This is a genomic window from Rhodobacteraceae bacterium IMCC1335, assembly GCA_039640495.1.
Lineage (GTDB): Bacteria > Pseudomonadota > Alphaproteobacteria > Rhodobacterales > Rhodobacteraceae > Thalassovivens.
The window spans coordinates 174,545-200,931 of sequence record CP046864.1; the positions used below are offsets into that span (position 1 = coordinate 174,545).

24 protein-coding genes are annotated in these 26,387 nt (G+C 51.9%); 8 read left to right on the forward strand and 16 right to left on the reverse strand.

Going from position 1 to position 26,387, the window contains the following annotated elements:
- The first annotated feature begins 4 nt into the window (after nt 1–4).
- Complete coding sequence (locus GN241_00805) at nt 5–1,330, forward strand: cytochrome b (GenBank protein ID XAT56026.1); 1,326 nt, start codon at nt 5–7, stop codon at nt 1,328–1,330.
- An 18-nt stretch (nt 1,331–1,348) separates the two neighbouring features.
- On the forward strand, nt 1,349–2,137 hold the full coding sequence (locus GN241_00810) for a cytochrome c1 (protein XAT56027.1): 789 nt from the start codon (nt 1,349–1,351) through the stop codon (nt 2,135–2,137).
- 127 nt (nt 2,138–2,264) lie between these two features.
- On the opposite strand, the gene GN241_00815 is transcribed toward GN241_00810, so the two are convergent.
- From GN241_00815 to GN241_00830, 4 genes are all read right to left on the reverse strand, one after another.
- Entirely contained in the window at nt 2,265–3,482 is a 1,218-nt protein-coding gene (locus GN241_00815) for an MFS transporter (GenBank protein ID XAT56028.1), read from the reverse strand.
- Between the two features lie 45 nt (nt 3,483–3,527).
- The gene (locus GN241_00820; protein XAT56029.1) at nt 3,528–4,106 is read right to left on the reverse strand and encodes a DUF3726 domain-containing protein; all 579 of its coding nucleotides are present in this window, start codon (nt 4,104–4,106) and stop codon (nt 3,528–3,530) included.
- Complete coding sequence (locus GN241_00825) at nt 4,103–5,803, reverse strand: hypothetical protein (GenBank protein XAT56030.1); 1,701 nt, start codon at nt 5,801–5,803, stop codon at nt 4,103–4,105. Before GN241_00825 ends, GN241_00820 begins: the two co-directional genes overlap by 4 nt.
- Before the next feature lie 99 nt (nt 5,804–5,902).
- Nucleotides 5,903–8,503, reverse strand: a complete 2,601-nt coding sequence (locus GN241_00830) for a response regulator (GenBank protein ID XAT56031.1) — start codon at nt 8,501–8,503, stop codon at nt 5,903–5,905.
- Between the two features lie 711 nt (nt 8,504–9,214).
- Here GN241_00830 and GN241_00835 point away from each other — a divergent pair.
- From GN241_00835 to GN241_00845, 3 genes are read left to right on the forward strand one after another with little or no spacing between them, the layout of a single operon-like run.
- On the forward strand, nt 9,215–9,832 hold the full coding sequence (locus GN241_00835) for a response regulator (protein XAT56032.1): 618 nt from the start codon (nt 9,215–9,217) through the stop codon (nt 9,830–9,832).
- A gap of 38 nt (nt 9,833–9,870) precedes the next feature.
- Complete coding sequence (locus GN241_00840; GenBank protein XAT56033.1) at nt 9,871–11,133, forward strand: AMP-binding protein; 1,263 nt, start codon at nt 9,871–9,873, stop codon at nt 11,131–11,133.
- Nucleotides 11,133–12,257: an acetyl-CoA C-acyltransferase gene (locus GN241_00845; GenBank protein XAT56034.1), complete on the forward strand. Its 1,125-nt coding sequence runs from the start codon at nt 11,133–11,135 to the stop codon at nt 12,255–12,257. The genes GN241_00840 and GN241_00845 overlap by 1 nt, the downstream gene beginning before the upstream one ends.
- Here the strand turns inward: GN241_00845 and GN241_00850 are convergent.
- The 4 genes from GN241_00850 to GN241_00865 form a co-directional block, all read right to left on the reverse strand.
- On the reverse strand, nt 12,254–12,871 hold the full coding sequence (locus tag GN241_00850) for a BioY family transporter (protein ID XAT56035.1): 618 nt from the start codon (nt 12,869–12,871) through the stop codon (nt 12,254–12,256). The two genes, GN241_00845 and GN241_00850, sit on opposite strands and share 4 nt — an antisense overlap.
- An 11-nt stretch (nt 12,872–12,882) precedes the next feature.
- Nucleotides 12,883–13,488, reverse strand: a complete 606-nt coding sequence (locus GN241_00855; protein XAT56036.1) for an energy-coupling factor transporter transmembrane protein EcfT — start codon at nt 13,486–13,488, stop codon at nt 12,883–12,885.
- Nucleotides 13,488–14,189 carry an ATP-binding cassette domain-containing protein gene (locus GN241_00860; GenBank protein XAT56037.1) on the reverse strand — a complete coding sequence of 234 codons (702 nt, stop codon included), beginning with the start codon at nt 14,187–14,189 and terminating at the stop codon, nt 13,488–13,490. Before GN241_00860 ends, GN241_00855 begins: the two co-directional genes overlap by 1 nt.
- 190 nt (nt 14,190–14,379) lie before the next feature.
- Nucleotides 14,380–14,964, reverse strand: coding sequence for a L,D-transpeptidase family protein (locus tag GN241_00865; protein ID XAT56038.1), 585 nt, complete (start codon nt 14,962–14,964; stop codon nt 14,380–14,382).
- Between the two features lie 173 nt (nt 14,965–15,137).
- On the opposite strand from GN241_00865, the gene GN241_00870 reads away from it, so the two are divergent.
- A complete protein-coding gene (locus GN241_00870) occupies nt 15,138–15,677 on the forward strand; it encodes a CAP domain-containing protein (GenBank protein ID XAT56039.1) in 540 nt (179 codons plus the stop codon).
- On the opposite strand, the gene GN241_00875 is transcribed toward GN241_00870, so the two are convergent.
- The 7 genes from GN241_00875 to GN241_00905 all read right to left on the reverse strand — a co-directional run bounded on the left by GN241_00875 (nt 15,667) and on the right by GN241_00905 (nt 24,105).
- Nucleotides 15,667–16,107 carry a L,D-transpeptidase family protein gene (locus GN241_00875; GenBank protein ID XAT56040.1) on the reverse strand — a complete coding sequence of 147 codons (441 nt, stop codon included), beginning with the start codon at nt 16,105–16,107 and terminating at the stop codon, nt 15,667–15,669. The genes GN241_00870 and GN241_00875 overlap by 11 nt on opposite strands.
- A 134-nt stretch (nt 16,108–16,241) precedes the next feature.
- Nucleotides 16,242–17,465: a class I SAM-dependent RNA methyltransferase gene (locus GN241_00880; GenBank protein ID XAT56041.1), complete on the reverse strand. Its 1,224-nt coding sequence runs from the start codon at nt 17,463–17,465 to the stop codon at nt 16,242–16,244.
- Nucleotides 17,466–17,516: 51 nt separating this feature from the next.
- On the reverse strand, nt 17,517–19,352 hold the full coding sequence (locus GN241_00885) for an ATP-binding cassette domain-containing protein (GenBank protein ID XAT56042.1): 1,836 nt from the start codon (nt 19,350–19,352) through the stop codon (nt 17,517–17,519).
- On the reverse strand, nt 19,349–21,187 hold the full coding sequence (locus GN241_00890; protein XAT56043.1) for an ATP-binding cassette domain-containing protein: 1,839 nt from the start codon (nt 21,185–21,187) through the stop codon (nt 19,349–19,351). Before GN241_00890 ends, GN241_00885 begins: the two co-directional genes overlap by 4 nt.
- Before the next feature lie 164 nt (nt 21,188–21,351).
- On the reverse strand, nt 21,352–22,518 hold the full coding sequence (locus GN241_00895) for a CCA tRNA nucleotidyltransferase (protein XAT56044.1): 1,167 nt from the start codon (nt 22,516–22,518) through the stop codon (nt 21,352–21,354).
- A complete protein-coding gene (locus GN241_00900; GenBank protein XAT56045.1) occupies nt 22,515–23,123 on the reverse strand; it encodes a CoA pyrophosphatase in 609 nt (202 codons plus the stop codon). Before GN241_00900 ends, GN241_00895 begins: the two co-directional genes overlap by 4 nt.
- The gene (locus GN241_00905) at nt 23,104–24,105 is read right to left on the reverse strand and encodes an Hsp33 family molecular chaperone HslO (GenBank protein ID XAT56046.1); all 1,002 of its coding nucleotides are present in this window, start codon (nt 24,103–24,105) and stop codon (nt 23,104–23,106) included. Before GN241_00905 ends, GN241_00900 begins: the two co-directional genes overlap by 20 nt.
- A gap of 87 nt (nt 24,106–24,192) precedes the next feature.
- Here GN241_00905 and GN241_00910 point away from each other — a divergent pair, with 87 nt between their 5' ends.
- A complete protein-coding gene (locus GN241_00910) occupies nt 24,193–24,654 on the forward strand; it encodes an NUDIX domain-containing protein (protein ID XAT56047.1) in 462 nt (153 codons plus the stop codon).
- Here GN241_00910 and GN241_00915 read toward each other — a convergent pair.
- Nucleotides 24,608–25,906: a SpoIIE family protein phosphatase gene (locus GN241_00915; protein XAT56048.1), complete on the reverse strand. Its 1,299-nt coding sequence runs from the start codon at nt 25,904–25,906 to the stop codon at nt 24,608–24,610. The genes GN241_00910 and GN241_00915 overlap by 47 nt on opposite strands.
- A 145-nt stretch (nt 25,907–26,051) precedes the next feature.
- Between GN241_00915 and GN241_00920 the strand changes: the two genes are divergently transcribed.
- Nucleotides 26,052–26,381, forward strand: coding sequence for a hypothetical protein (locus tag GN241_00920; protein ID XAT56049.1), 330 nt, complete (start codon nt 26,052–26,054; stop codon nt 26,379–26,381).
- Nucleotides 26,382–26,387 lie beyond the last annotated feature (6 nt).

The following is a 26,387-nucleotide window of genomic DNA, read 5'->3' on the forward strand; positions in this document are numbered from 1 at the left end:
TGTAATGGCTGGAATCCCTCACGACCATTTTGAACCGAAAACATCTGGCCAGAAATGGCTTCACAGCCGCTTGCCAGTTGTTGGCTTGCTCTATGATACATTGATGCTTCCAACGCCGAAAAACCTCAACTGGATGTGGATCTGGGGCATTGTGCTGACCTTTTGTTTGGCGCTGCAAATTATCACCGGTATCGTTTTGGTAATGCATTACACCCCGCATGTAGATATGGCTTTTGCTTCTATCGAACATATTATGCGCAATGTGAATGGTGGGCATATGATCCGGTATCTGCACATGAACGGTGCATCTCTGTTCTTTATTGCGGTTTACGCGCATATTTTCCGTGGCCTTTATTATGGCTCTTACAAAGCGCCGCGCGAAGTCACGTGGATCATCGGCATGTTGATCTATCTGTTAATGATGGGCACAGCGTTCATGGGCTATGTTTTGCCTTGGGGCCAAATGTCGTTCTGGGGCGCAACCGTTATTACAGGTCTGTTCGGCGCTATCCCATTTATCGGAGAGCCCATCCAAACATTGCTGCTTGGTGGCCCAGCGGTCGATAACGCGACACTGAACCGGTTTTTCAGCCTGCATTATCTATTTCCCTTCTTGATTGCAGGTTTGGTGATCGTGCATATTTGGGCATTCCACACGACCGGGAATAACAACCCAACGGGGGTGGAAGTGCGCCGCGGCTCAAAAGCCGAAGCCGAGAAAGACACCGTGCCCTTCTGGCCCTATTTTGTGATCAAAGATTTGTTCGCCTTAGCGGTTTTACTGGCCGTGTTCTTTGCAATCGTAGGGTTCATGCCAAATTATCTGGGCCATCCGGATAATTATATTGAAGCAAACGCATTGGCGACTCCGGCACATATTGTACCAGAATGGTATTTCTTGCCCTTCTACGCTATTTTGCGCGCCTTCACATCGGAAGTCTGGGTTGTTCAATTGACCAGCTTCGTAACGGGCGGGATCATCGACGCGAAATTCTTCGGCGTCTTGGCGATGTTTGGGGCGATTGCTGTTATGGCCTTGGCGCCTTGGCTTGATACATCATCGGTACGCTCTGCGCGCTACCGCCCCATTTTGAAATGGTGGTTTGCAATTTTAGTGGTGGATTTCTTCGTGCTAATGTGGCTGGGGGCAATGCCTGCAGAAGAGCCCTATGCAACCTTCTCACTGATTGCGTCTGCCTATTGGTTTGCCTATTTCTTGGTCATTCTGCCGCTGCTTGGTGTGTTAGAAAAACCATTGCCTGTGCCCGAAACCATTGAAGATGATTTTGACGCGCATTACGGCTCGAAAAACGCCACTCCGGCTGAATAAGTAAAGGGACAGAAAACAATGTTAAGAAACCTGACGATCACGGCCGTCACTGCCCTTGCCTTTACCGCATCCGCTGCGTTTGCAGCCGGCGGTAGTGAACAGCATATCGAAGATTATGCGTTTTCTTTTGAAGGACCGTTCGGCAAGTTTGACCAAAACCAGCTGCAACGCGGTTTAAAGGTCTACACAGAAGTCTGTGCGGCCTGTCATGGCCTGCGCTATGTGCCTATTCGCACCTTGGCGGATGAGGGTGGGCCGCATTTCACGTCGGATCAAGTGCGCGCCTATGCGACTAATTTCGAAGTTTATGATGCGGATCTTGAAGATTACCGCGAGGCCAAGCCAACCGATCATTTTCCTGCAAATGATGGCGCAGGTGCACCCGATCTTTCTTTGATGGCGAAAGCGCGGGCGGGATTTCATGGCCCATATGGAACAGGTATCAGCCAGCTGATCAACGGTATGGGTGGCCCGGAATATATCGCGTCATTGCTCACCGGATATACAGGTGAAGAAAAGGAAGAAGCGGGCGTAACGCTGTATGAAAATACCGCATTTCCAGGTGGCTGGATCAGTATGGCCCCGCCTTTATATGGCGAAGATGTTGAATATGATGACGGGCATGCCAATGATATTGAGCACGAAGCGATGGATGTTGCAGCCTTCCTGATGTGGACAGCCGAGCCAAAGATGATGGCGCGTCAGCATGCTGGCTTCGTGGGTGTCTTGATGCTCAGCCTTTTGGCGGCGCTTCTCTATCTAACCAATAAGCGCATTTGGGCGCCTATTAAAAAGAAAAGCGCATAGGCGTAACCGTTAAATTAAACCTTACGCTGCAAAGTAATAGGCCCGCCACTTTTGGCGGGCTTTTTATATTCTGCTGCGCCCGGTTGCTTTGGGTTTCTGATCAGGGCCCGTTGGGGCTTTGGATCCCCTAGCCGATTGGCAGGATGGGGGCGGGTCGTGACGGTTTAGACCACCATAAGAAAAACCCTGCGATTGCCATATTCAGCAGGTTCCAAACGATTCCATTTATAAAGGCCAGCTCATATGAGCCGGTTTCAACATAGATCCAGCCTGACATCCAACCGCCCAGAGCCATCCCCAAGATTGTTGTCATCAACACAAACCCAACCCGGCTACCAGCTTCACGGCCGGGTAAATATTCGCGCACAATCAAGGCGTAACTGGGCACAATACCGCCCTGCGCCAGACCAAACATCAAAGACACGGCATAAAGCGACATCATCGAATTTGATGGCAGATAGAAGATCAGTCCCAAACATTGTAAAACCGAGCCGATTAAAAGCGTTTTAACTCCGCCCAAACGATCCGCCAGAACCCCCGAGATCACCCGCGACACCACGCCGCCCAAAAGCATTAAGGATAACATTTCAGCGCCGACCACGGCGCCAAATCCCAGATCCACGCAATAGGCCACGATATGGACCTGCGGCATCGACATCGCCACACAACACGCAATACCCGCAATCCCCAATAACGCAGTGACGCGGTTCGAGGACATTGTGGTCATCGCCAATCTTTCGCGCGAAATATGATCCGCATGGGCGCTGCTTTCCGCGTTGAGCTTGGCTTTCAACCACAGCGCCAAAGGCATCATGATCGCCAAAGAAAGGCCTGCCAAAACCACGTAAGTGCTTCGCCAGCCCTGCAGTTCGATGACATCTTTGAGCACCCATGGCCAAAGCGCCCCCGAAAAATAATTGCCACTTGCGGCCAGCGCCACTGCGATGCCTCGCCGCTTTAAAAACCAGTGTGACACATCGGCAATCAATGGTCCGAATGTCGCAGCATTGCCGAGCCCAATCAAAAATTGACAGCCGCTTATCACGGCGATAGAGGGCGCTGAGGCCGCCCCCGCAAGCCCGATCGCATTGAGCACAGCGGCCGCTATAAGAACCCGAACGATCCCATAACGATCCACAAATCCACCGATAATGAAATTGCCAAAGGCAAACCCGATCATGGTAAGCGTATAGGGAAGCGCGGCATCCGCACGATCAATGTGAAATTCGCTTTGTATCGCGGGCATCACCACAATAATAAGCCACATTCCTACATTTCCAATCGTTGCGATCGCCAATGTGACGCTCAGACGGAACCAAGAATATTTGCTATCATGCTGTATCATGTAAAGGCTTTGGCCGGTGCATTTGGCCAAAGCCGGTCAGTTGGCCTAATCATTGTCATTCAGCCCGGCACCTGCGCCGGCCAATCTGCTGGCTTCGGTTGCTGGTGCATAGGTTTTTTCTGCCAGTCGCTCTAGGGCGCGATAACATTCTTTTGAAATCTGCGCGCGTGAGGATTTTTGGAAAGTCTTTCCCAAGCCGGCTTCACCCGTTTCTATCCTTACCTCTATTGGGCCCGCGGCGTGAATTTGGTCTATTTTCGTATAGATCAAATCTGATTTTGAAAGATATAAACTGACGCCATCCCAAGCGATATGCAGCCAAATATCGGTATCGGCCAGCGATAAAGCCGCGAAGGGAATTAAAAGCGCTGGGGCGTGCATCGGCTGCAAAGACTGCCAATTTTTCTGCGCCCACGCCCCATCGCTTAAAGCGGGCCCGATATAAAGCGGGTTGGTTTTGGGCGGCTGGCCCAAAGCTTGGCATAGCGATTCTGCTCCGTTTAACCCGTGCTCGCATAAATACCGGGCGGCCATACCAGCTTCTTCTGCGATCCCCCAGGGCACTCCGCTGCCGCGGGCCGCTTTGCGTGCTAAGGCTTGAAACTCATTTAACGAATAGCTCATTCGGCGGCGCTGAGCGGCGGGTAGGTCCAATTATCCGGGTCTGATTGTGCCAGCTCGTGTGGAAACGGGGCCATCCGGAACATATTGATCCGCACCCACCGATCGGAACGCGGGTCAAAATGCGTTGCGCCGAAAAATGACAGCTTTGCCCGCAACAGGTCAATGGGCAGCATTTCGGCATCGATCGTATTGTCGCGGATTTCCGCATAGTCACAGCGCGCCGCCAGCTGGCACCGCCTCACGCTATGGCGATGCTCGGGATGCGCCATTAAGAACTCTGCCACCTGTGCGGTGTCTGGCATGCTATCCAGATCTTTATAAAGCCGCGCGGCATCTCGGCCCGGTTGCAGCGGTTGCTCAAATTCGGCGATATCTTCATCGAAACGTTCGCCCAGACGCGGCTCGAGTTTTTCACAAGAGACATACCAGGCGCGTGAATTGGGCTGTTTTTGCGCCCAGTCAATTTCCAGCGCCCAGTCATAAATCATTTCGCAAAGTGTTTTTAGACGCCCAATTGACATGGTGCCATCAATCCGAAACCCTGTGAGCTCATCTGCAGTCATGCAGCTGCTAAGCCCATCGATCAGATCTCCATAAGGCTCCATCATCAGGCTGATCAGCAATTCTTGGCCATCTTGGCCCAAATTCTTTTGACCCCATAAGAAAAGCTGGTTCCAAGGCGCTGGCGTATTGAACTTGAAATCAGGAATATACGCGATCAATTGTTCTATATCAGGTTCAAGCTGAGCCAATTTTTGAACTTGTAACGGGTGTTCTGAGTGCCAATCTTTGATATTTTGCAACGCGCGTGGCAGCAGCTCTTGAAACCTATCTATGGCGTCTTGGCTGGCCCATTCTACGCGCCGCACCCGCGCCAAAGCTTCTTCTTTGGCCGCAATCCAATTGTTTAAAAGCATCGGGTGGTTGATTAAGAACGGGGCCATGCCAAGCCCTGTGGAATTTCCAATTCCAAATTTTCTACGCAAGCTTGGATCAAGCATAACGGCGCGTTGGCCACCTTGTGCGCGGGCCATATGTTCGACAAGATCCAATGCGAATGCGCGTATCAGAAAGACCGTCAGCATCTCTATTTGAAACGCACCCTGACATTCGTCGCGCTCTTTCAGCGTTTCCCGATCCGCCGCACCAAATTTTCCCGATCCATACACCGCAGTGGTGCGCATTAAATATCCCACTTGATCGACCAAAGTCGGATCGGGTTGTCGGCCGGTCGCCAAGCGCTGAACCACATGATCCCAAAGCCGGACGGATCGGTTGGCGCGTGAGATGGTCAATTCGCTTTCTTGCGCGCGGCCTGCCTCTTGCAGTGGAATATTTTGGCGCAAGCGCGCTATGTCTTGCGTGGAGGGCACACCGTCAAACAGCGTAAACGTGGCGTCCCATTCTGTTGCAATCACCCGGTCTGAACGTTTTTCAGGCGCCAAATCATTTGCAAAGGCCACCAATGAATAGGTGTTTTTTGGCCCATGGGCGCTATAAACCGCAACGCCAACGCCCCGTTTATCAATATCGAATAAAGCTGTCTCAAAGCGCCAATTCTGTGACTTCAAGCGCCTCAACAACACCCGCATAAATGATAGGCGATGTTGATGAAAACAGCCCATGCGGGTAAGGCGCATTACCTCTGAGGCAGGGCGCGGAGCTATCGTTTCAAGCGATATATCTTGGTTTTGCATGGCGATTGACTTGCTCTATACAGAAAAATATGAACTGAAGCAGCTTACGCAAAAACAAAACGATAATAAAGAATAATTCTCGTTGCGGCCTGCGTGATTTCAACGCGCCTTTTGGGCGATCGAAGCGGCCAATTCTGATTGGGTTTTGTTCCAAATTACCCCGATGTTTTTGATGAGATGTGACACTTGATCGGCCCTATCAGATCGTGCAGCCAGCTCGATCATATTAAGCTTTTGATGCAGCGCAACAGCCCCTAGCACGGCCGCTGATCCGGCCGCTCGATGGACCAATTCAATCGTTTCCTTGGTCAGCTTGCCTTTTGAACCTGCATCGGTTGGTTCGAGCAATTTCAACATTTCATCGGTTTCATGGACAAATTGCTGCATCAAATTTTGTAATTTATTAGAGCCCAGTTGAGTCAGGATATCTTGGATATGAGGCTGGTCTAAAATTTCAATTTTCCCGCTTGCGTCGCGCTCTGGCAGGGGATCCTGTTTCGGTGCAGATTGTGGGCAATAGAGCCGAATTTTTTCGAGTAATGTGCGTCTGTCGATCGGTTTGATGATTTTATCATTGATTCCGGCCGCCAAGAATTCATCGATTTCGTCGGGCATAGCATGCGCTGTCACGGCAATAATTGGCGTATCTGCAGAGGCGCACCCGCTCGAACGGATACGCCGTGAGGCTTCTATCCCATCCATGACCGGCATGCTGATATCGATAAGAATGAGGTCAAATTTTTGTTTCGCTGCCGCTTCTACGCCGCGTTTGCCGTTTTTTGCTTCGGTGACATGATGCCCTTCAAGCTTAAGCATTTCCTGCAGGATAAAGCGATTAATCTCATTATCTTCCACCATCAAGATGTTGATTGGGCTGAGATGATTGGCGAACCTTGCCAGATTCAACGGCGTTTCCAAAGCTGGCAGATGCGGTTTGAAAGCGATACGGAACAAAAATGTTGAGCCCTCTCCAAAGGCGCTTTCCGCGCTCAGTTGGCCCCCCATTAAATCAACAAGTCGGCGCACGATGCCAAGCCCAAGGCCGGTACTGGCAGAAAAATCCGCATTGGCTTGGTTCGAGGTTTCAAAATCATCATAAATACGACCAAGCCGATCAGGGGTGATACCGATGCCGGTATCACGCACGCGAAACTCGACGATGATCGCATCCGGGCTTTGCGTCATAATCTCGGTTTCGATTAAGATTTTTCCATCGCGGGTGAATTGCGTGGCATTGCTAAGCAGATTGAGTAGAATCTGCTGTAATTTCACTTTATCCCCAAGGATATCCGGTGCTGGAGAATGCACCCATTGGTGCCGGATTTCATTGCCTTTTTCATCGCTTAAAGCGGCATGGCTGGTGATCACTTCGGCAATCAGTTGGTCCAATTGAATAGGATCTGCCCTAAGCTCGGCTCGTGCTTCATTTACTTTTGAAACGTCGAGTGCATTTTCAATTTGTGCCAAAAGCATTCGCCCCGACGCGTCCATCGTCTCGACATAGCGTTTTTGTACAGGGTAAAGATCCGTGTCGTTTAACAGTTTCAATGCCCCCAAAAGCCCTTGCAGCGGGTTGCGCATTTCATGACTGTTAGTGGCGATGAAGGCGGTTTTTTGCTGCTCGCTTTGCCGCGCAATATTCAACGCATTGATGATATTTTTTTGTTTTGTTTTTTCTTTGGTAAGATCGCGAATAACCAAAGAGATGCGCGAACGCTCCTTTGGGGCGATTGGCTGAAAGGAGATTTCTGCTGGAAAGGTTTCGCCCGATTTGCGCTGCAGCCACGCTTTGATCCGTTGGGCATGCTCTGGCGATGCGATAGCGCTTAGGGTAAAGTTTTTCAGTTCTTTGCGATACCGGTTTAACAATTTTGGCGGTATAAAGAGATCTTCGATATTACGCCCAAATGCTTCCTCTTTGGTATATCCGAACAGGGCTTCGGCATTGTTTTTATATTCGATGATAATACCGTCTTTTGAGAGGTTCAGTACGGCGTCATGGGCGTTGGCCGCAAGGCTTTCTGGGCGCAGAATTTGAGCGTCTTTTTCAACGCTTGGCGTTGCGCGCGCGGCCCTTTGCCGTGCTATTAAAATAGCGGCAAGACTTATCGAAAACCCTGCCAAGGTGGTTAAAAGGGCCAATCGCATATAGACCCATAGCGTTAGGCCATTCTCTGCCTGTGGTGATGCGATCAAGCTGTTTGTAGCCGCTTCAGAGATAATTTTAATGGGGGTTTGAAGGTTTCGTAAGTCTTTTACCAAATTTGGAAGCGTCGTTTCAAGCTTTGCATTTGGCTGCTCGATAAGAGGCGCATTTTCGGATAGGAACTTTTGAACTTTATTTATATTCAGTTTCAGCCGGTGTGTTCGTGGAAGGTCTTGATAATATTGCGATGCGCTAAGCAATTCCGATTTGGAGTGAAATGCTTTAAATTCATTTCGCAATTTTTCAAACTCATCGACAGGGTCGCTTGATGCTTGATGCGCGCTTAAGACAAGAAATGCATATTGTACGCTGAGCTGCCGGAAGGCCCCTAAATGTTCTTCTGCGGCGGGCTGTCCAAAAAGCTGCGCCTTATGATTTATTTCAAACGTTAAATATCCGATAACAGCTAGCGCCAAAGCCAGTAAAGCCACGATACCAACCCGCTGTTTTTTGAGGGATGGATTCCGATCCAAAGATGCTGTCTGACCACCCATTACGCATCAACCGGCATAAGGCTTGATCTGGCGCAGCGGTGCCACAAAACTGGGTGGCATTTAAATAAACCTTGCCCCTGCTTTGTTTTATGATGCCCGGCCATTATCATTGGGTTGGTCGTGTGAAATATGCATTCGCCGCACAAGATTCAGACTTTTTTCCCCAAGCGATATAAAAAAGCCAATTATCATTGGCCCATTTTTTGGCTTCGTTTTGTTCAAAAAAATGAACCATTCTACGGTTTAGGTCCTTATTTGTGTGATCCACCGTTCTCTTTTTACTTTGAGCACGATTTGTGACTTAAAAAAGCTTCCGTGTTAAAACTATCAATAATTATCAAAACATAGCAACTAAAGCATATAAACGTAAAGAAAAACTACACTTTTTATACTTTGTGGTATATATAAATAATAAAATATATACAGACTGGGAATTTTGACAGTATATTGTCTTTCATATTACATATTTGAGTCAGATTTATCTGATCTTGTCCGAGGTCTCGGGGGATAAGGGTCGCACTTTTTAAATAGTTTCCCCTATATGCGCTTTAAAAGACCAATTGTGAATTGTGATATACTTTGTAATATATATAAAAAGCCTTATGGGTGGTCCAATAGAAAATCCAAGTAAATCTGTCTCTGGGTTGGAAATGCGTTCTTAGTATTAAGTGCTGATAGAGAAAAAGAACTGTAAATTGCGAGAGAAACTAAATGCGAATTCTAATAGCGGATGATCACGATCTCCTGCGGGAAACCTTATCGATGTTCTTAGCCTCAGAGGGGAGTATTGATACTGCGCTTGCTTCAACGCTTGATGCGGCGTTGGATTTTATACATAGCGAAGAGAAATTCGATTTGATCATGTTGGATTACAACATGCCGGGTATGGCCGGTTTGAATGGTTTGAAACGCGCGATGGAAGCCAGCGGTGGAAGTCCGGTTGCATTGATGTCGGGCATAGCATCGCGCTCTGTGGCTGAAGAAGCGCTGGCTTTTGGAGCCGCGGGTTTTGTGCCCAAAACGCTGGCGGCGAAAACGTTGGTCAACGCGGTACGATTTATGGCGATGGGGGAAAAATACGCTCCGATTGATTTTATGACCGCGGATGATCCAACCGTGGCGCCCAACCCTTTGGCCCAAAAACTTTCAAGACGCGAATTACAAGTTCTTGAGGGCTTATCGAAAGGCAAATCAAATAAAGAGATCGCGCGCGATTTGGATTTGCAAGAACCAACGATTAAATTGCATGTGAAAACATTATACCGCAAAATTGGTGCGGCCAATCGTACGCAGGCCGCTTTGATTGCCAAAGAAGAAGGCCTATTCTGATCTGGCGTCAGATATGACCATCTGCGGGGGATGATAATTTGCTGAACGCGCATGCCTCGAAGAATTCTTTGCCGGAAGCGCGGTTCCGATGGCATATAAACGCGCAGCTTATTTTGCCAGATGGAACATGCCTTGATGAGCCGCAGCATCACCTCCCAACCGCGGCTATGATGCATCCTATCTGTAGGTTTTTTGATCTTTTAAACCGCCAGTCCACGCCGCTGATTGGCGCCGCTGAGCGGGTTGAGGCGGTGCTTGTTGCAAACGCCAATTCTGGGTTTTGCGCGATGAGCGGCGGAACAACGGGGCCCCCAAAAGTGATCCAGCGCAGCTGCGCCAGCTGGATTGAAACCTTTCATCTGCATGCTCGTCGATTCGCGAAACAAGGGCCGCTGCGCTATGCCACGCTGGGTGATTTGCAGCATTCCTTAACCTTATATGGGGCCATTGAGGCATTGCATATTGGTGCAATTTACCACCCTTTGGGGGGTATAAGCCCGCGCCGGCAATTATCAAAGTTACAAAGCGCGCGTGTTAACGTGCTCTATGCAACCCCCACGCAAATACGCCTGCTCTTAAATGTGAAGCGCCAAAAAAGCGGTTTGGAGGCATTGCGGCATGTGATGCTGGGTGGCGGCGCGCTGGATCAGGAAACGCGCGCGCAGTTAAAACGCTGGGCGCCTGCGGCTGAGATCACTGAATTTTTTGGCACCAGTGAAGCCAGCTTTATTTGCGCATCGGATCGCGATACGCCGTTGGGCTCTGTGGGCAGGCCCTATCCTGGAGTGGAGCTTGCAATACGCGATGCCCAAGGTGCACCCTGCCAGAGCGCAAGCGCGGGAAATATTTGGCTGCGCTCTCCTTATGTGTTTTCCAAATATAGGTCTGGCGCGGATCCTGATATCATCTGGCGCGATGATTGGTTGTCGATAGGCGAAATCGGATATCTAGACCCGCAGGGGTATCTGTATTTAAAGGGGCGGCGCGCGCGGGCGTTTCAAGTGGCGGATCAAACCGTCTATCCAGAGGCTATTGAGGCCAAATTGTCTCAACATTCTGGCATTGAGGCTGCTGTGGTGTTTGATTGCCCCGACGCCAAACGCGGCGCGGTGATCGTTGCGGTGGTTGCCGCTCGATCGGGCGCCCTGCCAAAGGATCTTCAAGCCTGGGCCTCACATCATTTGCCGCTGCGGGCGCGCCCGGCAAAATATGTTTTGAAACCTTTGGCGCAATGGCCGATCTTAAATTCAGGAAAACCGGATCTTCAAGCGTTGAAACGCTTATGTAGAGAGGCCGAGTAATGCAGCGTTTGGCGCATATTGTGGCCGCGCGCCGCAGTCCGGTTGCACCGCGGGGCGGTGATTTGGCAACGCTTGAGCTGCATGCGCTTGCGGCGCCGGTGATCCGTGCTGTTCTAGGGGATGCTGGCATTGGCGCGGCGCAGGTGGATGAGATTATCGTATCAAATGCGCTGGGCGCTGGCGGCAATCCTGCCAGATTGGTGGCGCTAGCGGCTGATTTGCCACAACGCATTGGCGGTTATAGCATCGATCGTCAATGTTGTGGTGGGTTGGATGCGTTGGCGCTGGCCCGCGCGATGATTGTATCGGGGCAAGCTGAGATCGTTTTGGCGGGCGGCGTTGAAACCTATTCGCAGCGCCCGATTCGGCTGCGCAGCCGGCATGGCGCCGCTTTGGCATTGCCCTATGATCGCCCCGCTTTTGCGCCGGTTGCGGATCAAGATCCGGATATGGATATTGCGGCGGATCAGGTTGCGCAGCAGATGGGGATCGATCGCGCGGCGCAGGATGCTTGGGCTAGGCTAAGCCATCAAAAGGCCCAAGCAGCGCAAAAGGCTTTGGCTGCTGAGATCGTAGCGCTGGGCCCTAAAAACCTAGATCACGACAGTTATACCCGCAGGTTAAGCCCGGAATTATGCGCCAGAGCGCCGATTTTATCGGGTAGCATTACGCATGCCAATAGCGCTGTTGCGGCCGATGCCGCGGCGTTTTGTTTGGTGGTCTCTGATCAGATTGCAGCGCAGATCGCTGCGCCATCGGTTGCAATTTTACAAAGCGCGGCTTTGGCCAGCAATCCGGCTTTTCCCGCGCTGGCACCGGTTCCCGCCATTCGCGAGGTCCTTCAAAAGGGCGGGGTGGACGCGCGCGATCTTGCTCAGGTTGAAATGATGGAGGCCTATGCCGCCCAAGCGCTGGCTTGCATTCAAGATACTGGATTAGATCCGGCGCGGTGCAATATCAAAGGCGGCGCGCTTGCGCGGGGCCATCCGATTGGCGCATCGGGGGCGATTCTGGCCGTGCGCTTGTTTCATGATTTGTGCCAAAGCGCTGGGCAAATCGGGCTGGCTGCCATTGCCGCTGCGGGCGGCTTGGGCAGCGCCTTGCTTTTGCAAAGCGGCGATTAATGCGCTTCGTCCTTTTGGGGCGGATTATCTGCCGCTTGTGCAGCCGCATCCGGATCCGGCGTCGGCTGGGGTGATTTTGCCAAGACCATCTGCGGGCGTGCGCTATAGATCGCGCGCGTAATCACGGCGCAGAGGATCACTTTGATCACATCGCCGGGTAAAAACGGCGCCACCAAAGCCAATGAAGCCAAAAGCGGCTTATCGATCATTACGGATAGGCCAACAACGCCCGGGATATACAGCGCGATAATACCGCCAAGCAGGGCGGCCAGGGCGCTGGCTGGGCCAATGGAGAGCCGCGCCAAGCGTTGCATGCTCCATCCGGTGACAAAGGCGGCGATCGGAAATCCGATTAGGAACCCAACGCTGGGCGAGGCAAACACGGCCAAACCGCCGCGCCCGCCGGCCAAAAGAGGTAAGCCCAGCGCTGTTAAGCCAAGGAACAACAAGGCCGCTTGCGCGCCCGCGCGCGCGCCCAAAATGGTACCGCAGAGCATGATCCCCAAGCTTTGCGCCGTGATGGGCACGCCGCTAATAAGGGTGATTTTGGGAATTAAGCCCAAAGCCGCAATCACCGCCGCAAACAGCGCCACCAAAACAACAGTCTTATCCATATTTTTTTCAATCATCTGGGTGCCGCGCCGCCGCGGGCGTTCAAAGCCTCTGAAACATGCTCTGCATCATCAAGCGCGCTAAGGGCAAGCGGAAAAATAATCCGCCAAGTGCCGTGTTTGCTGCTGCGCGCGCGATGGGCAAGGCGCAGCAGGTTGGCCCGCTCGATGAAAACGGGAATGAAGCGCAATGTCAGAGCAATCATCAAACCAAGCTTTTTACCCTGCGCTCCGTTTTTGTCAAAAGGTGCCATGGCTTTCTCGATCAACGCGCTGAAATCAGCAAGAGAGGTGGTGGTGGTAACAAGATTGGCGAAGGTGAAGGCCGCTGCCAGTTTAAAAATAATAAAGAGGCCAGATTGCAAATCAGCCGTGTAGAAATGCCAGATGAGAATAATCGCAACGAACGGCCAAAGCGGGCGAAGCAGTTTTAAACTGAACCAAAGATATCTCCTACCTTGACTGGCAATAAGACAAAAGGGGAGACCCACGGCGCATAGCAAAAGCATTTGAGACTGGATCAACATCAATCCGGTGGTAAAGGTCAGCAGCATGACCACTTTCAGGCTGGCGGGCCAGCGGTGAAAAATCGTTTGATAGGGGGTTGTGAGCGCCAGCATCAGATCTGTTCTACCTGCGCCATTGCGTTTTCAAAGGCTGGAATAATATTCTTGGGCAACCCATCGCCCGCAACCTGTCCTTTTTCAAGCCAAATCACGCGTTCATATTCCGCAAGGGCTTGTAAATCATGCGTGATGTGCAGCACCGATTGATCCAGCCCGTAGAGAAGGTTTTGTAAATAGGTTTTTGTGGGCAAATCCAACCCAGCAAAAGGCTCGTCTAAAACCAACAGCGGGGGTGCCATGGCCAAAACCGACAGCAAGCATACCAAGTGACGTTGGCCCTGAGAAAGTGTTGCAATCGTGCGCTCAGCCCAGTCCAGCCGGTCAAACTGCTGCAAGATTTTGGTGGCATTTTGCATCGCCTCGGCTTTGCGCTGCCCCTGTTGCGTCAGACCGAAGCTGAGTTCTTCAAGAACCGTGGGAAAAATGATTTGATGATCCGGGTTTTGAAACAGAATGCCGACGGTTTTCAGCGCCGCAGCGCGGTGTTTAAACAGATCATTCCCGTTGACCTGCACCCGCCCTGATGAAGGAGCCAACAGCCCACAGAGCAGGCGTGCAAAAGAGGTTTTGCCCGATCCGTTACGCCCGATCACGCCCACGCGCTGTTCTTGAATATCAAGCGAAACCCCTTTTAGCAATTCACGCGCATTCAAGCTTAGGCTGACATTTTCAAATTGAATGGTGCAGTCGGCCATCGCGCAGATCCAAGGTTTCAATTGCTTGCCCGCTTTAAGTCTGTGGCTATGCGCTTGTCAATGTGCGCCCTGCTGGCATGCGCTTTAAAAATCTAAATGGGCGATTGATCAATGCAAAGGGCGTTGGCAGACGGGCCTTCGTGAGTTTTGGGCTGAAGGAAATAAGCGCAAGGCAGAAAGAGCGCTGTTTTCAGATTAGCAAGACCTGTGTTCCTATTTTGGTGAGCTGAAATAAGTCTTCGATATGCTCATTATAAAGCCCAATGCACCCATTAGATGAGCGTCGCCCGATTTTGCGCGTATCATGGGTTCCGTGAATTCGAAAATATTGCCAGCTTAAATATAAAGCATGCGATCCGAGCGGATTATCTGGGCCCGGGCCAATAAAATCTGGCCATTCCGGATTGCGTTTTTTCATTGCAGGGGTGGGGCGCCAACTGGGCCCAGTCACCTTTCGCGTGATCGAGGTGCGGCCGCGACGCGTCAGATCGTCTGTCATGGGAACGCTAGAGGGGTATAATTTATACGTATTCTCATCTTCAGACCAAAAATGCAGCGCGCGCGATGTGATATCAACCAGCACCGCCCCGTTTTTTAAATTTGAGAAATAAGGTTGCCACTCTAATGTTCGGAAGCTGGAGACATTATGGCGCACGCCTTGAGAAATTTCCTGTTCAATTTCAGTTGAGCTATCATCAGCCTCTTGAGCAAGCGCGGGGGTGGCCAGCAAGGCTGCGCTGCAATGGATAAAATGGCGTCTGGTTAAATTTGTCATGCCGAGATCCTTAAAATTTCCAGCCTTATACAGGCTTTTTGTGAAATATGCAGCTTGTGCTGGTTTTTCAACATCTGAGCAAGCATTTGTGAAGATAAAGCAAAACTGGGTTTGATTGGCAACGGCAGACATAGTAAGGACACCCAACTGTTACTAAATTATCCGAGGGATAGATGGCTCGATTAAACTTTGCCGCGTTAATCGTTATTATGATTATGGCGGGCTGTGTCAGTGATGTGCCCCAGATGGCCTCAGATGGTAAGCCCGTACCCAAACCTTATTTTTTATCTCAAGTTGAGCCCGCAATTATAAAATTTCGTATGCTAGACGGGGTAAACGCGCTGCGTCAGTCGCGCGGCGCCGATGTGGTAAATTTAAATGCCAGCTTAACGGCTGCCGCGGCCACGCATGCCCGCGATATGTCTGTGCAAGACCGCCCATGGCATTTTGGGTCGGATGCATCATCGCCCATCGACCGGCTGGTGAGGGTTGGCTATTCTGGGCAGTTGGTTGGCGAGGTGATATCGGAAACCTACGAGACTGAGCTGGAAACGCTGGCCGCTTGGATGACAGATGAAGGTGCGCGTCGCATTATTTTAGATGTCAAAGCCGATGAGTTGGGTTTGGCTTGGCATCAAGAAGCGGATGGAAAGATCTGGTGGGCAATGGTTTTAGGGGCCAGCCCCGCGCCACAAGCCCCCGTCACGGAGTGATTAAGATTGGGGTGCCGATAGGCACCAAAGCGTAAATTTCTTGAATTTCGTGATCTTTTACGGCGATACAGCCTTCGGTCCAATCGCGTTTCCAAAAGCGCGGCTTTTTGTTTTGTCCATGGATAAAGATATCGCCACCTGCCGAAGCACCCATGCTTTGGGCATAGGCGCGATCCTGCGCATTCGGGTATGAAATCCCTAAAGACATATAAAATTTGCTGTTCGGGTTTTTGCGATCGATGTAATATAGACCCTCCGGGGTCTTTCCATCCCCTCTCAATGATTTGTGACCATTTGGGGTGAACCCCAGACCAATCCGATAGCTGCGGATGATTGCGTTCTCGGATAGCAGATACATCCGGCGGGCCGATTTATCCACGCTGATGCTGGTGATTTGTACATCTTTGGTGAGGGACGATTTTCCAGACATCGTGAACCCAGAAAAATCCAAGCACCCACTCAGCAGAAGCACCCCGCATAGGGGAAGGAAAAACCGTTTTGAAACCATAAATATGCCTGTTTTTTGACACCTTTTACCACAATTTCAAAGGTTTGAAAGTAAATTCATGCTGCCCGTTTGTGGAATGCCCCTACCAGTTCTGCGTGATAAGACCAGCGGAACTGATCTACGGGGGTCACGGCCTCTAAACTATAGCCGGCATCTGTTAATATTTTCGCATCGCGAGCAAAGCTCACCGGGTTGCAGGATACATAAGCCAGGGTCTTAATAGTAGTTTGGGCCAGCATCGTCACCTGCGCTTGCGCGCCCGCGCGCGGCGGATCGATGACAGCGGCCTCAAATTTATTCAGTTCATCTGGCAAAAGGGGGCGGCGGAATAGATCGCGTTTCTCATGGCTGATTTTCTTCAAGCCTGGCGTCTTGCGCCAAGCTTTATCAAGCGCTGCCAACATATCTGCCTCGCCCTCAACCGCGTGAATTTCAGCCATTTGTGCTAAGGGCAGACTGAACGTGCCGCATCCGCTGAATAGGTCAAGCACAGGGCTTGCGCTTTTCAGGATGTCCCCTACCGTTTCGATCAGGCTGGTTTCCCCATGTTGGGTAGCCTGTAAAAAACTGCCCGGGGGCGGTGTGATTTTGGCTGGTCCAATGGGTTGTTCGGGCGGCGAAAGGGTGGCAACGACTTCGTTGTTCCAGCTTAGCCGGGCCAGCCGGTGTTGCAGTGCGGCGGCAGCCAAACTAACGCGCAATGCGTCATCCAATGGTTTGCCTCCAATGGCCAAAAGATCTAAGCCAGCGGCGGCTTGGGTTGCCTGTATCTTCAACGTCGATTTGCGGCTGCCCCCAAGTTGGGCAAGCGTTTCCAGAACGGGGCGCGCTTTTAACAAATCCGGGTGTAAAAGCGCGCAATTTGGAATCTCAACGATTTGATCCGACGCCTGTGCGTGAAATCCGATCAATGCGCCTTTTTTGGTCCGCCGCACAGCAAAGCTTGCCCTGCGGCGAGTGTTGGGCGGTGAGGTGAGGATGGGGTTCATCCGCGTTTTTAGTCCATGCGCGGCCAAAGCTTGCACGATAATTTCGGTTTTCCACCGGGCTACAAAGGCGTCAGATGCGTGCTGAACTTGGCAGCCACCACAGGTTTTAAAATGCGGGCAGGGCGGCGATACACGATCTGAGCTGGGCGTTAGGATTCGCCTGTCAATCAGGGTTTGGCCCTGTTGCTTGGCCTGCACAAGTTCGCCCGGCAGCGTGCGCGGCGCGAAAAGGCCCGTTTCGGTGATGCCATCGCCCAGATGACCCATGCGTTTAATTATAAACTCTTGCATGGTGTTGCTTTAGAGGATGGGCGGCCCCGTTAAAAGGACCAATTGCGCCTTTTATTCGGCCGCCGGTTGCAACCCAATAAAGCCGCCGGATTGGCGGTTCCAATACCGCGCATAAAGCCCGCCTTGCGCCAGAAGGCTGTCATGGCTGCCGGCTTCGATGATTTTCCCTTGATCCAGAACGATGATGCGATCCATCCGCGCAATGGTTGAGAGGCGATGGGCAATTGCCAGCACGGTTTTGCCTTCCATCACCGTATCGAGCGCGTCTTGGATATATGCCTCGACTTCGCTGTCTAAGGCGCTGGTTGCTTCATCTAGAACCAAGATGGGTGCATCCTTCAAAATTGCGCGCGCCAAGGCGATGCGCTGGCGCTGCCCACCGGATAATTTCACCCCGCGCTCGCCCAAATGGGCCTCATAGCCGCGCCGGCCTTTAAAATCTTCAAGATCCTGAATGAAAGCATCCGCTTCGGCCTTTTGAGCGGCTGCGCGCATTTGCGCTTCGCTGGCGCTTGGCTGACCGTAAAGAATATTATCGCGGGCCGCGCGGTTAAACATCGCGGTTTCCTGCGTCACCGTGGCGATTGCGCGGCGAAGGCTTTCTTGGGTGACCTGCTGGATGTTTTGACCATCAATCAGGATCTGGCCGCTTTCGGGATCGTGAAGCCGCAAAAGCAAAGAAATCAAAGTGGATTTCCCCGCGCCAGAGGCGCCGATAATCCCCAGCTTTTCGCCGGGTTGAATGGTCAGAGAGATATTTTCAATTCCACCTTTTTCGCGACCATAGGCAAAAGAGGTTTGATCAAAAGTGATTGCGCCTTGGGTCACTTTTAATGGTTGCGCCGCAGGATCATCGGTTAAATCATGCGCGGAGGTGAAGGTTTTCATCCCGTTCTCCACCTCGCCCAAATTGCCATAAAGCGCCATCAGCGTGAAGCTGACCCAACCCGTCATCTGCGCCAGCCGCAAAGACACGGCACCGGCCGTCGCGATCATCCCGACCGATCCACTGCCTTGCGACCAGCTGACCAGCGTGCTGCCAACCAGCACGATTGGCAAAATACCGGCCAGGCCCATAAGCCAAAAGCGAAACACAACAGAAACCCGCGCATGGTCAAGCGCGGCGCCGCGAAAACCTTCCATGGCCGTTAAGGCGGCTTTATCCTCGTGCCCATCATGGGAAAATAGCTTGACCGTTTTGATATTTGTGACTGTGTCCACCACTTGGCCCGTTACATTGGCTCGGGCTCCAGCCCGCGCCGCAGATCGGGCTCGGATCAGGGGCATGAAATGCCGGATTACCAATACATAGCTTAAAATCCACAGCAAAAGCGCCGAGCCCATAAACAGATTTATGGCGCCCAAAACCGCCAAGGCCCCCAGAACAGAGGCTAGCGCAAATAAAACCGTGTGTAGGATTTCGATCACCACATCGGTTACTGCGCGCGCGGTTTGCATTTCTTTTTGCGCAATCCTCCCGGCAAAATCATTTTCAAAAAAGCTGACCGAATGCCCCAAAACCCAGCGATGCAAACGCGAGAGCACCAGATTATGCACATTCGGCGCCACCACATAGCTTTGCATGATCGAGCTGGCGCCAAAGGCCAGCGGCCTGATCAATAAGAAAAACGCGATGGCGGCGCCTAGCATCCAAAAATTTTCTGAAAACAACGCCTCACGCGGGCTGGCCATGCTGGCATCAATCACCAAGCCTAAAACCAAGCCGCTTAACATTTCGACGATGCCGGCGGTGATCGAGGCGGCGGCTGATAACAGCAAAACCGGCTCGCTGCCCCGCAACGCCCAGCGCAGGAAGGCGAGCAATGTTTTCGGCGGCGCGTGATCACTTTTGGCGTGATGCGAGATCCAATTGGCCAAAGGTGTCATTGCGCGGCATCCACATCGAGGAACCCACCCGATTGATGGGCCCAAAACCCGGCATAAAGCCCGCCTTTTGCCAGCAGCTGCTCATGGCTGCCCTCTTCAACGATCCGCCCCTGATCCATCACAAGAATTCGATCCATATGCGCAATGGTAGACAATCGATGCGCGATCGCAATCACCGTTTTGCCGTCCATCATGCTGTAAAGCGTGGTCTGAATGGCCGCCTCTACTTCGCTGTCCAGCGCGCTGGTGGCTTCATCGAGCAATAATATGGGGGCGTCTTTCAGAATCACCCGGGCCAATGCAATACGTTGGCGCTGCCCACCGGAAAGCTTTACGCCGCGCTCTCCTACATGCGCCTCATAACCGCGCCGCCCTTCTGGATCTTCCAGATCCAGAATAAAGTCATGCGCTTCGGCCTGTTTGGCCGCCGCGATCACTTGCGCCTCGCTCGCGGCGTTATTCCCATAGCGGATATTATCGCGCACCGAGCGGTGCATCAGACTGCTCTCTTGCTGGACCATGCCGATATGACGGCGCAAACTGTCTTGCGTCACCAGGTCTATGCGCTGCCCGTCAATATAAATCTGGCCAGATTCAGCGTCATAAAACCGGAGCAAAAGCTTGAACAAAGTTGATTTTCCTGCGCCAGAGCGCCCCACAAGGCCCAGCTTCTGACCCGCTGGAATACTCAGATTAATGCCTTCCAATCCACCAAGAGCCCGGCCGTAATGGTGCGACAGCTCGGTTATTTCAATCCTTGCTTCTTGCGGTTGTAAGACCTGCGCGTTCGGGTGATCAATTAAGGTGACGGGTTGCGACAAGGTCTGCATGCCTTCGGCCACCACGCCCAATTCGCGAAAAAATGAGGCGACGGCCCAGATGATCCAATTGCTCATGCCGTTCAGCCTTAAAACCAAGGCTGAGGCTGCCGCCACAACCCCAGCACTGGCGCTGCCCTGCGCCCAAAGCGCAATCCCCCACCCGATCACCGCCACGATCAAAAAGCCATTTATCAGATTTAATAAAATATCCATGCGGGTATAAATCCGCATTTCAGTAATGAAAGTGTTGCGGGTTTGCGTGATGCCCGCTTTGGCAAAGGCGATTTCTTCGCCTTCATGGGCAAATAATTTTACCGAATGGATGTTGGTATAAGCATCCACGACCCGCCCGTTCAACTCGGATCGCGCGTCTGATGACGCTTTAGAGGCAGGGGCAACGCGTTTTACTGTGTAGCGCAGCAATAACAAATAAAGCCCGAACCAAAGCACCAAAGGCAGGGTAAGGCGAATATCTGCCTGCATTAGTAAGAAGAAAGCGCCGATCACATAGGCCAGCGCATAGCTCATTGCGTCAAACACGTGAAACGCCACTTCGCCCGCAGCAGGGGGGGTTTGCATCACGCGGTTGGCGATGCGGCCGGCAAAATCGCCCTCAAACCAGCCCACAGATTGGCGCATTACGTGGCGATGCCCGCGCCAGCGCACCAATGTGGCCATATTGGTGAGGATCGTATTATTCACCAATGCGGTATCGAGAAAGGCAAGTATTGGCCTGATCAGCAATATAAACACCGCCAAGGCGATTAAAACCGGTCCAAGGCGCTGCAGCGTTTCCGCGCGATCGCCCTGCAACTGGTCCACCAGCCACCCCAGCGCATAGATCAATCCGATTTCGCTGCCAGCCACCAAAACCGAGGCGGTGAAAGCCAGCAGGAAGACCCATTTAAACGGTTGACAATAGGCCTGTAAAAACGGCCAAAGCCGTTGCGGTGGGTGATCAATTTCACTGTAATCGGCGAAAGGATCGATCAAATCTTCAAAAAACCGAAACATGATTCCCCCTTCGTAGATATCAAAGCCTTCTAGAATATGCGCCTATTTCGTTCGAACCAAGCGTCAAAATTGTCAAAGGCACCTCCGTTTTTCTGAGCTAAGCTGTTTATCAGGAGGGTCAATACAAATCTATCGGCGAAAATAGCCCTAAACTGGCAGGCCCACTATTTAGGATCCAAGGCGCGCAGCAATGCCGCCTTATCCAGCCGGAACCCAGAGGTGATCCAGATATGTTCCAAGGCGCGCAGTTTTTTGCCGAGCGCTGAGCCAGTATAAAGGGGCATCAGATCATCTGTGGTTATTGGAAATTGCGCGCTGGCACCGGTTTGCACTGCGGCCAAGTCAGGCTCTGAGACCGGCGTTTCAAAAAGCGCGGCGCGCAGCAGTAAAACATCCAAAGCAATCGGCGCGCTGCACCGATAGGCCAATTCGCCCGCTTCTGTCATCGCCTCTATATGGGTTTTCAACAGAGCCAGGGTTTTGCTTTGGGCTTTGCTCAAGCGCAGATGTGCTTCAACCTGCCCCCCGCCCAGCACGGCAAGCCGCCGAAGCGGGTCAATCGGAGCTTCATAGAGGCTTTCAAAGTAAACCAATGGCGCAAGGGCTCTATCATCAGATCCGGGCAAAACATTCTGCAGCACTCCGGTGATGCGCATCGCTGCCACCGCGGGGGCGGGGCTTGGGGCTGCCAGCAATTTCAACAATTCTTTGGTTATGCGTTCTTTAGAAAGCCCCAATAAGCCTTCGCCTTTGGTTGCAATCGCGGCCAGAGCATCAGGATCAAAGCCCAAATCTGGATTGGCATACCAGGCCGAGAACCTAAAAAACCGCAAAATGCGCAGGTAATCTTCGGTAATCCGCCGCTCGGCATTCTCGATAAAACGCAGATGCCCTGCTTTCAGATCGGCAAGCCCATCCAGCGGATCGTAGATCTTGCCGTTTGCATCAGCGTAAAGCGCATTCATCGTAAAATCGCGCCGCTTTGCATCACTTTTAAGGCTATCGGCATATTGAATTGTGGCGCGGCGGCCATCGGTTTCAATATCTTGACGAAACGTGGTGATTTCATAGGGCGTACCCTCGCTGATCACCGTGAGAGTGCCATGTTCAATACCGGTTGGAATGGTTTTTAGCTTGGCGGCGCGCGCCAAAGTTTGAATTTGTTCTGGCCGGGCGTTGCTGGCCAGATCGATATCATCGACGGGCCTGTTGAGCAGGCTGTTGCGCACGCAACCACCGACAAAATAAATTTCGAACCCAGCGTCGCTTAACAGCCGTGTAATTTTTTCCACGCCAGGCTTTTTGAGCCAGTCTGCCTGAATGATGTTCATACCAGCCGGTCTGCCAACCCCCGAAGAATGCGCGCCGTTGCACCCCATATATAATACGGACCGAAAGGAATAGCATAGTATTTTCGCGTTTGCGATTGCCAGCGCCGTTGATGGATCGAAAAATTTTCCACCCGCGTCAGATGCGCCAGCGGAACCCAAAAGGCCTCGGCCACTTCGCAGGGATCAATCTGCGGCGTAAACGGGTTGGAAATAAGCCCGATTACGGGCGTGACGGAAAAGCCGGTAACGGTTTTATGCTGTGCCAAGCTGCCCAATATCTCGATATTTTCAGGATTGAGCCCAACCTCTTCTTGCGCTTCGCGCAGTGCGGCTGCGTGAATATGGGCATCTTTTGTTTCGACTTTACCACCTGGAAAAGCGACTTGATTCGGATGATGCTTTAAATGTGCGGCGCGGCGAGTCAGCAAAACATAGGGTCCATCAACGCTACTATACACACCGATCAACACGGCCGCGTCGCGCAGGGGTGCTGCGCGCTGTCCCCTTGAGACAGGGTTCATCAGATCAAAATCCGAAGAGGCGGCCTGCGAACGCCCTAGTGCTGTCAGTAAGTGCGCGCGCAGCTCATGCGGGGGCACTGTCATCTTGCCCCGCCTGAAACCCTACACTGGTTGGGTCTAACTGATAATGTGCGCCGCAAAATTGACAATCTGCGGTTACCAGACCGTCTTCTGTGGTCATGCTGGCAATATCTTTTGCCGAATAAATCGATAGGGATTGGCGCACCCGCTCTTGCGAGCACGTGCATCCAAAGCGTACGGCTTGGGCGTTGAACACTCTTGGCCGATCTTCATGGAACAACCGCAGCAGCAATTGCGAGGGTTGGATCACTGGCCCAATCATTTCCAGCTCTTCGACAGTGTCTAACAGGATGTTCACGCGGTTCCAGTTATCGCTGTCATCGGCATCTATAATATCATTGGCCATTAATACACCGCCATCGCCCGATCCGCCCTCATCCATCGCAGGCTCAAGGCTGGATTTAGGCATATGTTGTATCATAATACCCCCTGCTCGCCACTGCGCGGGCTGATCGGGGGCCTGCGATTTTCCATAGCAGAGCTTAAACGTGGTTGGCAGCTGTTCTGATTGCGCAAAATAGGCCTCTGCACAGGCGGAAAGCGAGCCACCCACAAGCGGAGTTATGCCTTGATAGGGCGTCATATCTGCGCCTTGATCGATCAAAATCGCAAAATAGCCTTCGCCAATTTGGTCGAAAATCGGCCCGTCGGTCAGTCGCGCTTCATCAAAGCTGGCATAGGCGCGAATGCGCGCTGGCGCGCCTTCAGTTTCAGGGCCGTAATAATCGGTTGCGATCATGCGCACAGCGCCTTTGGATTGCACTTGCAATGAAAGCTTCCAGCGCAGCTTTATACTTTCCCCGATTAAAGCTGTCAGTAGCGCCATTTCAGACACCAAAGCCTCGACCACGGGCGGATAATTATGTTGCTGTAGGACGCCATCCAAAACGCCATCAAGACGCGCTATCCGGCCCCGCATGTCACAGGCATCAAGTTGAAAGGGTAGGACAGTGTCGTCCCACGCAATTTGCGATCCGCTTTTCATAGGCATTCCTTATCTTTCTTGCGGAGCCATATCCTGTCTCGTAAGACTGGGCAAGCAGCCGCGGAGTTGGATCAAAAGGAGCTTGGAATGATAAGACGCTATGGAGAAACCCCGCAAACCGATCGCCGCTATCAGATTCGGCGTGGCGTTTATGCGATTTTGCCTTATGGTGATGCGCTTTTACTGACTCATCAGGCGGAACCTGAGCCCGAATTTCAATTGCCGGGCGGCGGTATTGACTCAGGTGAGCATCCGATCACCGCGCTGCACCGTGAAGTGATGGAGGAAACTGGTTGGAAAATCGCCCGGCCGCGCCATATTGGCGCCTTTCGACGGTTTGTTTTCATGCCTGAATATGACCTCTGGGCTGAAAAGCTATGTTTGGTCTATCGCGCAGATCCTGTGTTGCGCCTTGGCGATCCAACCGAGGCTGGCCATGAAGATCACTTAATACCAATCGAGGCGGCGTTTGAGCTTTTGGTGAATCCTGGAGATCGGGCTTTTATTCAGATGTTTCAGGCCCAGATGCGCCAGCGGCGCGATGCGTGATGATCAGCGCCGACAGGTCATCGACCAGGGGTGTTTGATCGCGGATGGCATGTATATTTTCTAAAATATTATGGGTGAGAGCGGGCCCATGCAGATGTTGAACGCGGGCAAAAAGCGGCTGCAACCCTTCTTTTCCAAGCGCGGTATTTTGGTCATAGACACCATCGCTAAACCCGTCCGAATAAAGAATCAGACGCTCGCCCGCAGCCAACTGCAAGTGATGATCTTGATAGCGTACCGTTTGCGAAATGCCGATTGGCAGGCTGTCACGGCCAATATGGTGAAACATGCCCTTTTTTGCCTGCAGAATTGGGTAAGGGTGACCAGCCTGGGCAAAACAAAGGCGCCCCGAGGTTAAATCTAGCAGTCCCGATATCATGGTCAGGTAATGGTCGGTTGTAACCTCCTTGAGTATGATTTGATTTATGCTTTGTAAAATATCATGCGGTTGGCGCGGGCATATTTGGCCCGTTTTAAGGCGCTGTACGGCGATATTTTGGCCAAAAGCCTCGGTCGAAAAAAAATTTGCAATGCGCACCGTCAGCATTGCTGCGCTGATATCATGCCCCGAAACATCGGCAATATAAAACCCTATATGCGTTGCCCCTATGGTAAAAAACCCCGCCAAATCCCCTCCAACAGGGCCTGCATTTTCCACCAGGGCTGTGAAGTCGAACCGACCAAAGCGGCGATGCTTGTTATGGATAAGCGCGGTTTGAAGCTGCTGCGCGGCAAGCAGATCTTTATCCATTGCGGCATTCAAAGCTTGGGTTTTGCGCAGCGCCGCTTTGATCTGTCGGTTTTTGAGTTTCAACTTCCGCTGGGTGTAAAGAAGCCGCGCCGCTGCTGTGACGCGGGCGTGAAGTTCGATCACTGCGATCGGCTTGCTGAGAAAATCATCAGCGCCCTTTTGAAAGGCGTACAGCATCTCGGCTTTGGTCGAGCGCGAGGTAAGCAAAATAAAATAAATATACAGGTCTGGGGTAATTTGGCGCAGCGTGTCACATAAATCGAGCCCGTTCATTTCTGGCATCATCCAATCGCTTAGAATGATGTTGGGACGATGTTTTTTAAATAAGCGAATTGCCGCTTTGGCGCTGCTGGCTTGTAGGCTGTGAAGCCCCCAGCCGGTCAGAAAACCTGCTACGATGCGCCTTTGCGCAGCGCTGTCATCAACGATCAGCACCGTTTTGATCGCGCGCAGAACCGGTGGTGGTCTGCTGGCCTTAAGCTTCGGATATGGCTGACACATTGCAAGCGCCCCTTATGTTGGGCGGTTGTAAACCCTAAGCTCTTAATCGGCTGTGAAAGACTAAAATTTGGCCTTTTAAAATTTTAGATATTCACTCCTGGTTTAATCTTTTGCTCAATCATAACGCTGGGATGGGAGTGAGAGCATGATAGATTGGGAGCGTATTGAAGATCTGCGCCGAGAGGTGGGACAAAAAGATTTTGCCGATGTGGTAGGGTTGTTTTTTGAAGAAATTGACTGCAGTTTACCAGAAGTATTTGAGCTTACAGAGCTGGATGAGATCCGCGATCTGTTACATTTCATTCGCGGTAGTGCGTTGAATTTGGGGTTTTTTGAACTGGCTCGGCTGTGTGAGCCCGATTTTTTTACGTTGGAAACGGGCTTATCTGCCGAAAAAATTCGGTCCTATTTCGAACGTTTGCAGCGCTCTTATGAACGGGCCAAGGCGGTCTTTTTTCAGAATATCGCATTGTAGGTTCAA

Bases quoted from the DNA above. Each gene is read 5' to 3' on its own strand.
- GN241_00805 (XAT56026.1), top strand. From the start codon at position 5: ATGGCTGGAATCCCTCACGACCATTTTGAACCGAAAACATCTGGCCAG.
- GN241_00810 (XAT56027.1), top strand. From the start codon at position 1,349: ATGTTAAGAAACCTGACGATCACGGCCGTCACTGCCCTTGCCTTTACC.
- GN241_00815 (XAT56028.1), bottom strand. From the start codon at position 3,482: ATGATACAGCATGATAGCAAATATTCTTGGTTCCGTCTGAGCGTCACA.
- GN241_00820 (XAT56029.1), bottom strand. From the start codon at position 4,106: ATGAGCTATTCGTTAAATGAGTTTCAAGCCTTAGCACGCAAAGCGGCC.
- GN241_00825 (XAT56030.1), bottom strand. From the start codon at position 5,803: ATGCAAAACCAAGATATATCGCTTGAAACGATAGCTCCGCGCCCTGCC.
- GN241_00830 (XAT56031.1), bottom strand. From the start codon at position 8,503: ATGGGTGGTCAGACAGCATCTTTGGATCGGAATCCATCCCTCAAAAAA.
- GN241_00835 (XAT56032.1), top strand. From the start codon at position 9,215: ATGCGAATTCTAATAGCGGATGATCACGATCTCCTGCGGGAAACCTTA.
- GN241_00845 (XAT56034.1), top strand. From the start codon at position 11,133: ATGCAGCGTTTGGCGCATATTGTGGCCGCGCGCCGCAGTCCGGTTGCA.
- GN241_00850 (XAT56035.1), bottom strand. From the start codon at position 12,871: ATGGATAAGACTGTTGTTTTGGTGGCGCTGTTTGCGGCGGTGATTGCG.
- GN241_00855 (XAT56036.1), bottom strand. From the start codon at position 13,488: ATGCTGGCGCTCACAACCCCCTATCAAACGATTTTTCACCGCTGGCCC.
- GN241_00860 (XAT56037.1), bottom strand. From the start codon at position 14,189: ATGGCCGACTGCACCATTCAATTTGAAAATGTCAGCCTAAGCTTGAAT.
- GN241_00865 (XAT56038.1), bottom strand. From the start codon at position 14,964: ATGACAAATTTAACCAGACGCCATTTTATCCATTGCAGCGCAGCCTTG.
- GN241_00870 (XAT56039.1), top strand. From the start codon at position 15,138: ATGGCTCGATTAAACTTTGCCGCGTTAATCGTTATTATGATTATGGCG.
- GN241_00875 (XAT56040.1), bottom strand. From the start codon at position 16,107: ATGTCTGGAAAATCGTCCCTCACCAAAGATGTACAAATCACCAGCATC.
- GN241_00880 (XAT56041.1), bottom strand. From the start codon at position 17,465: ATGCAAGAGTTTATAATTAAACGCATGGGTCATCTGGGCGATGGCATC.
- GN241_00885 (XAT56042.1), bottom strand. From the start codon at position 19,352: ATGACACCTTTGGCCAATTGGATCTCGCATCACGCCAAAAGTGATCAC.
- GN241_00890 (XAT56043.1), bottom strand. From the start codon at position 21,187: ATGTTTCGGTTTTTTGAAGATTTGATCGATCCTTTCGCCGATTACAGT.
- GN241_00895 (XAT56044.1), bottom strand. From the start codon at position 22,518: ATGAACATCATTCAGGCAGACTGGCTCAAAAAGCCTGGCGTGGAAAAA.
- GN241_00900 (XAT56045.1), bottom strand. From the start codon at position 23,123: ATGACAGTGCCCCCGCATGAGCTGCGCGCGCACTTACTGACAGCACTA.
- GN241_00905 (XAT56046.1), bottom strand. From the start codon at position 24,105: ATGAAAAGCGGATCGCAAATTGCGTGGGACGACACTGTCCTACCCTTT.
- GN241_00910 (XAT56047.1), top strand. From the start codon at position 24,193: ATGATAAGACGCTATGGAGAAACCCCGCAAACCGATCGCCGCTATCAG.
- GN241_00915 (XAT56048.1), bottom strand. From the start codon at position 25,906: ATGTGTCAGCCATATCCGAAGCTTAAGGCCAGCAGACCACCACCGGTT.
- GN241_00920 (XAT56049.1), top strand. From the start codon at position 26,052: ATGATAGATTGGGAGCGTATTGAAGATCTGCGCCGAGAGGTGGGACAA.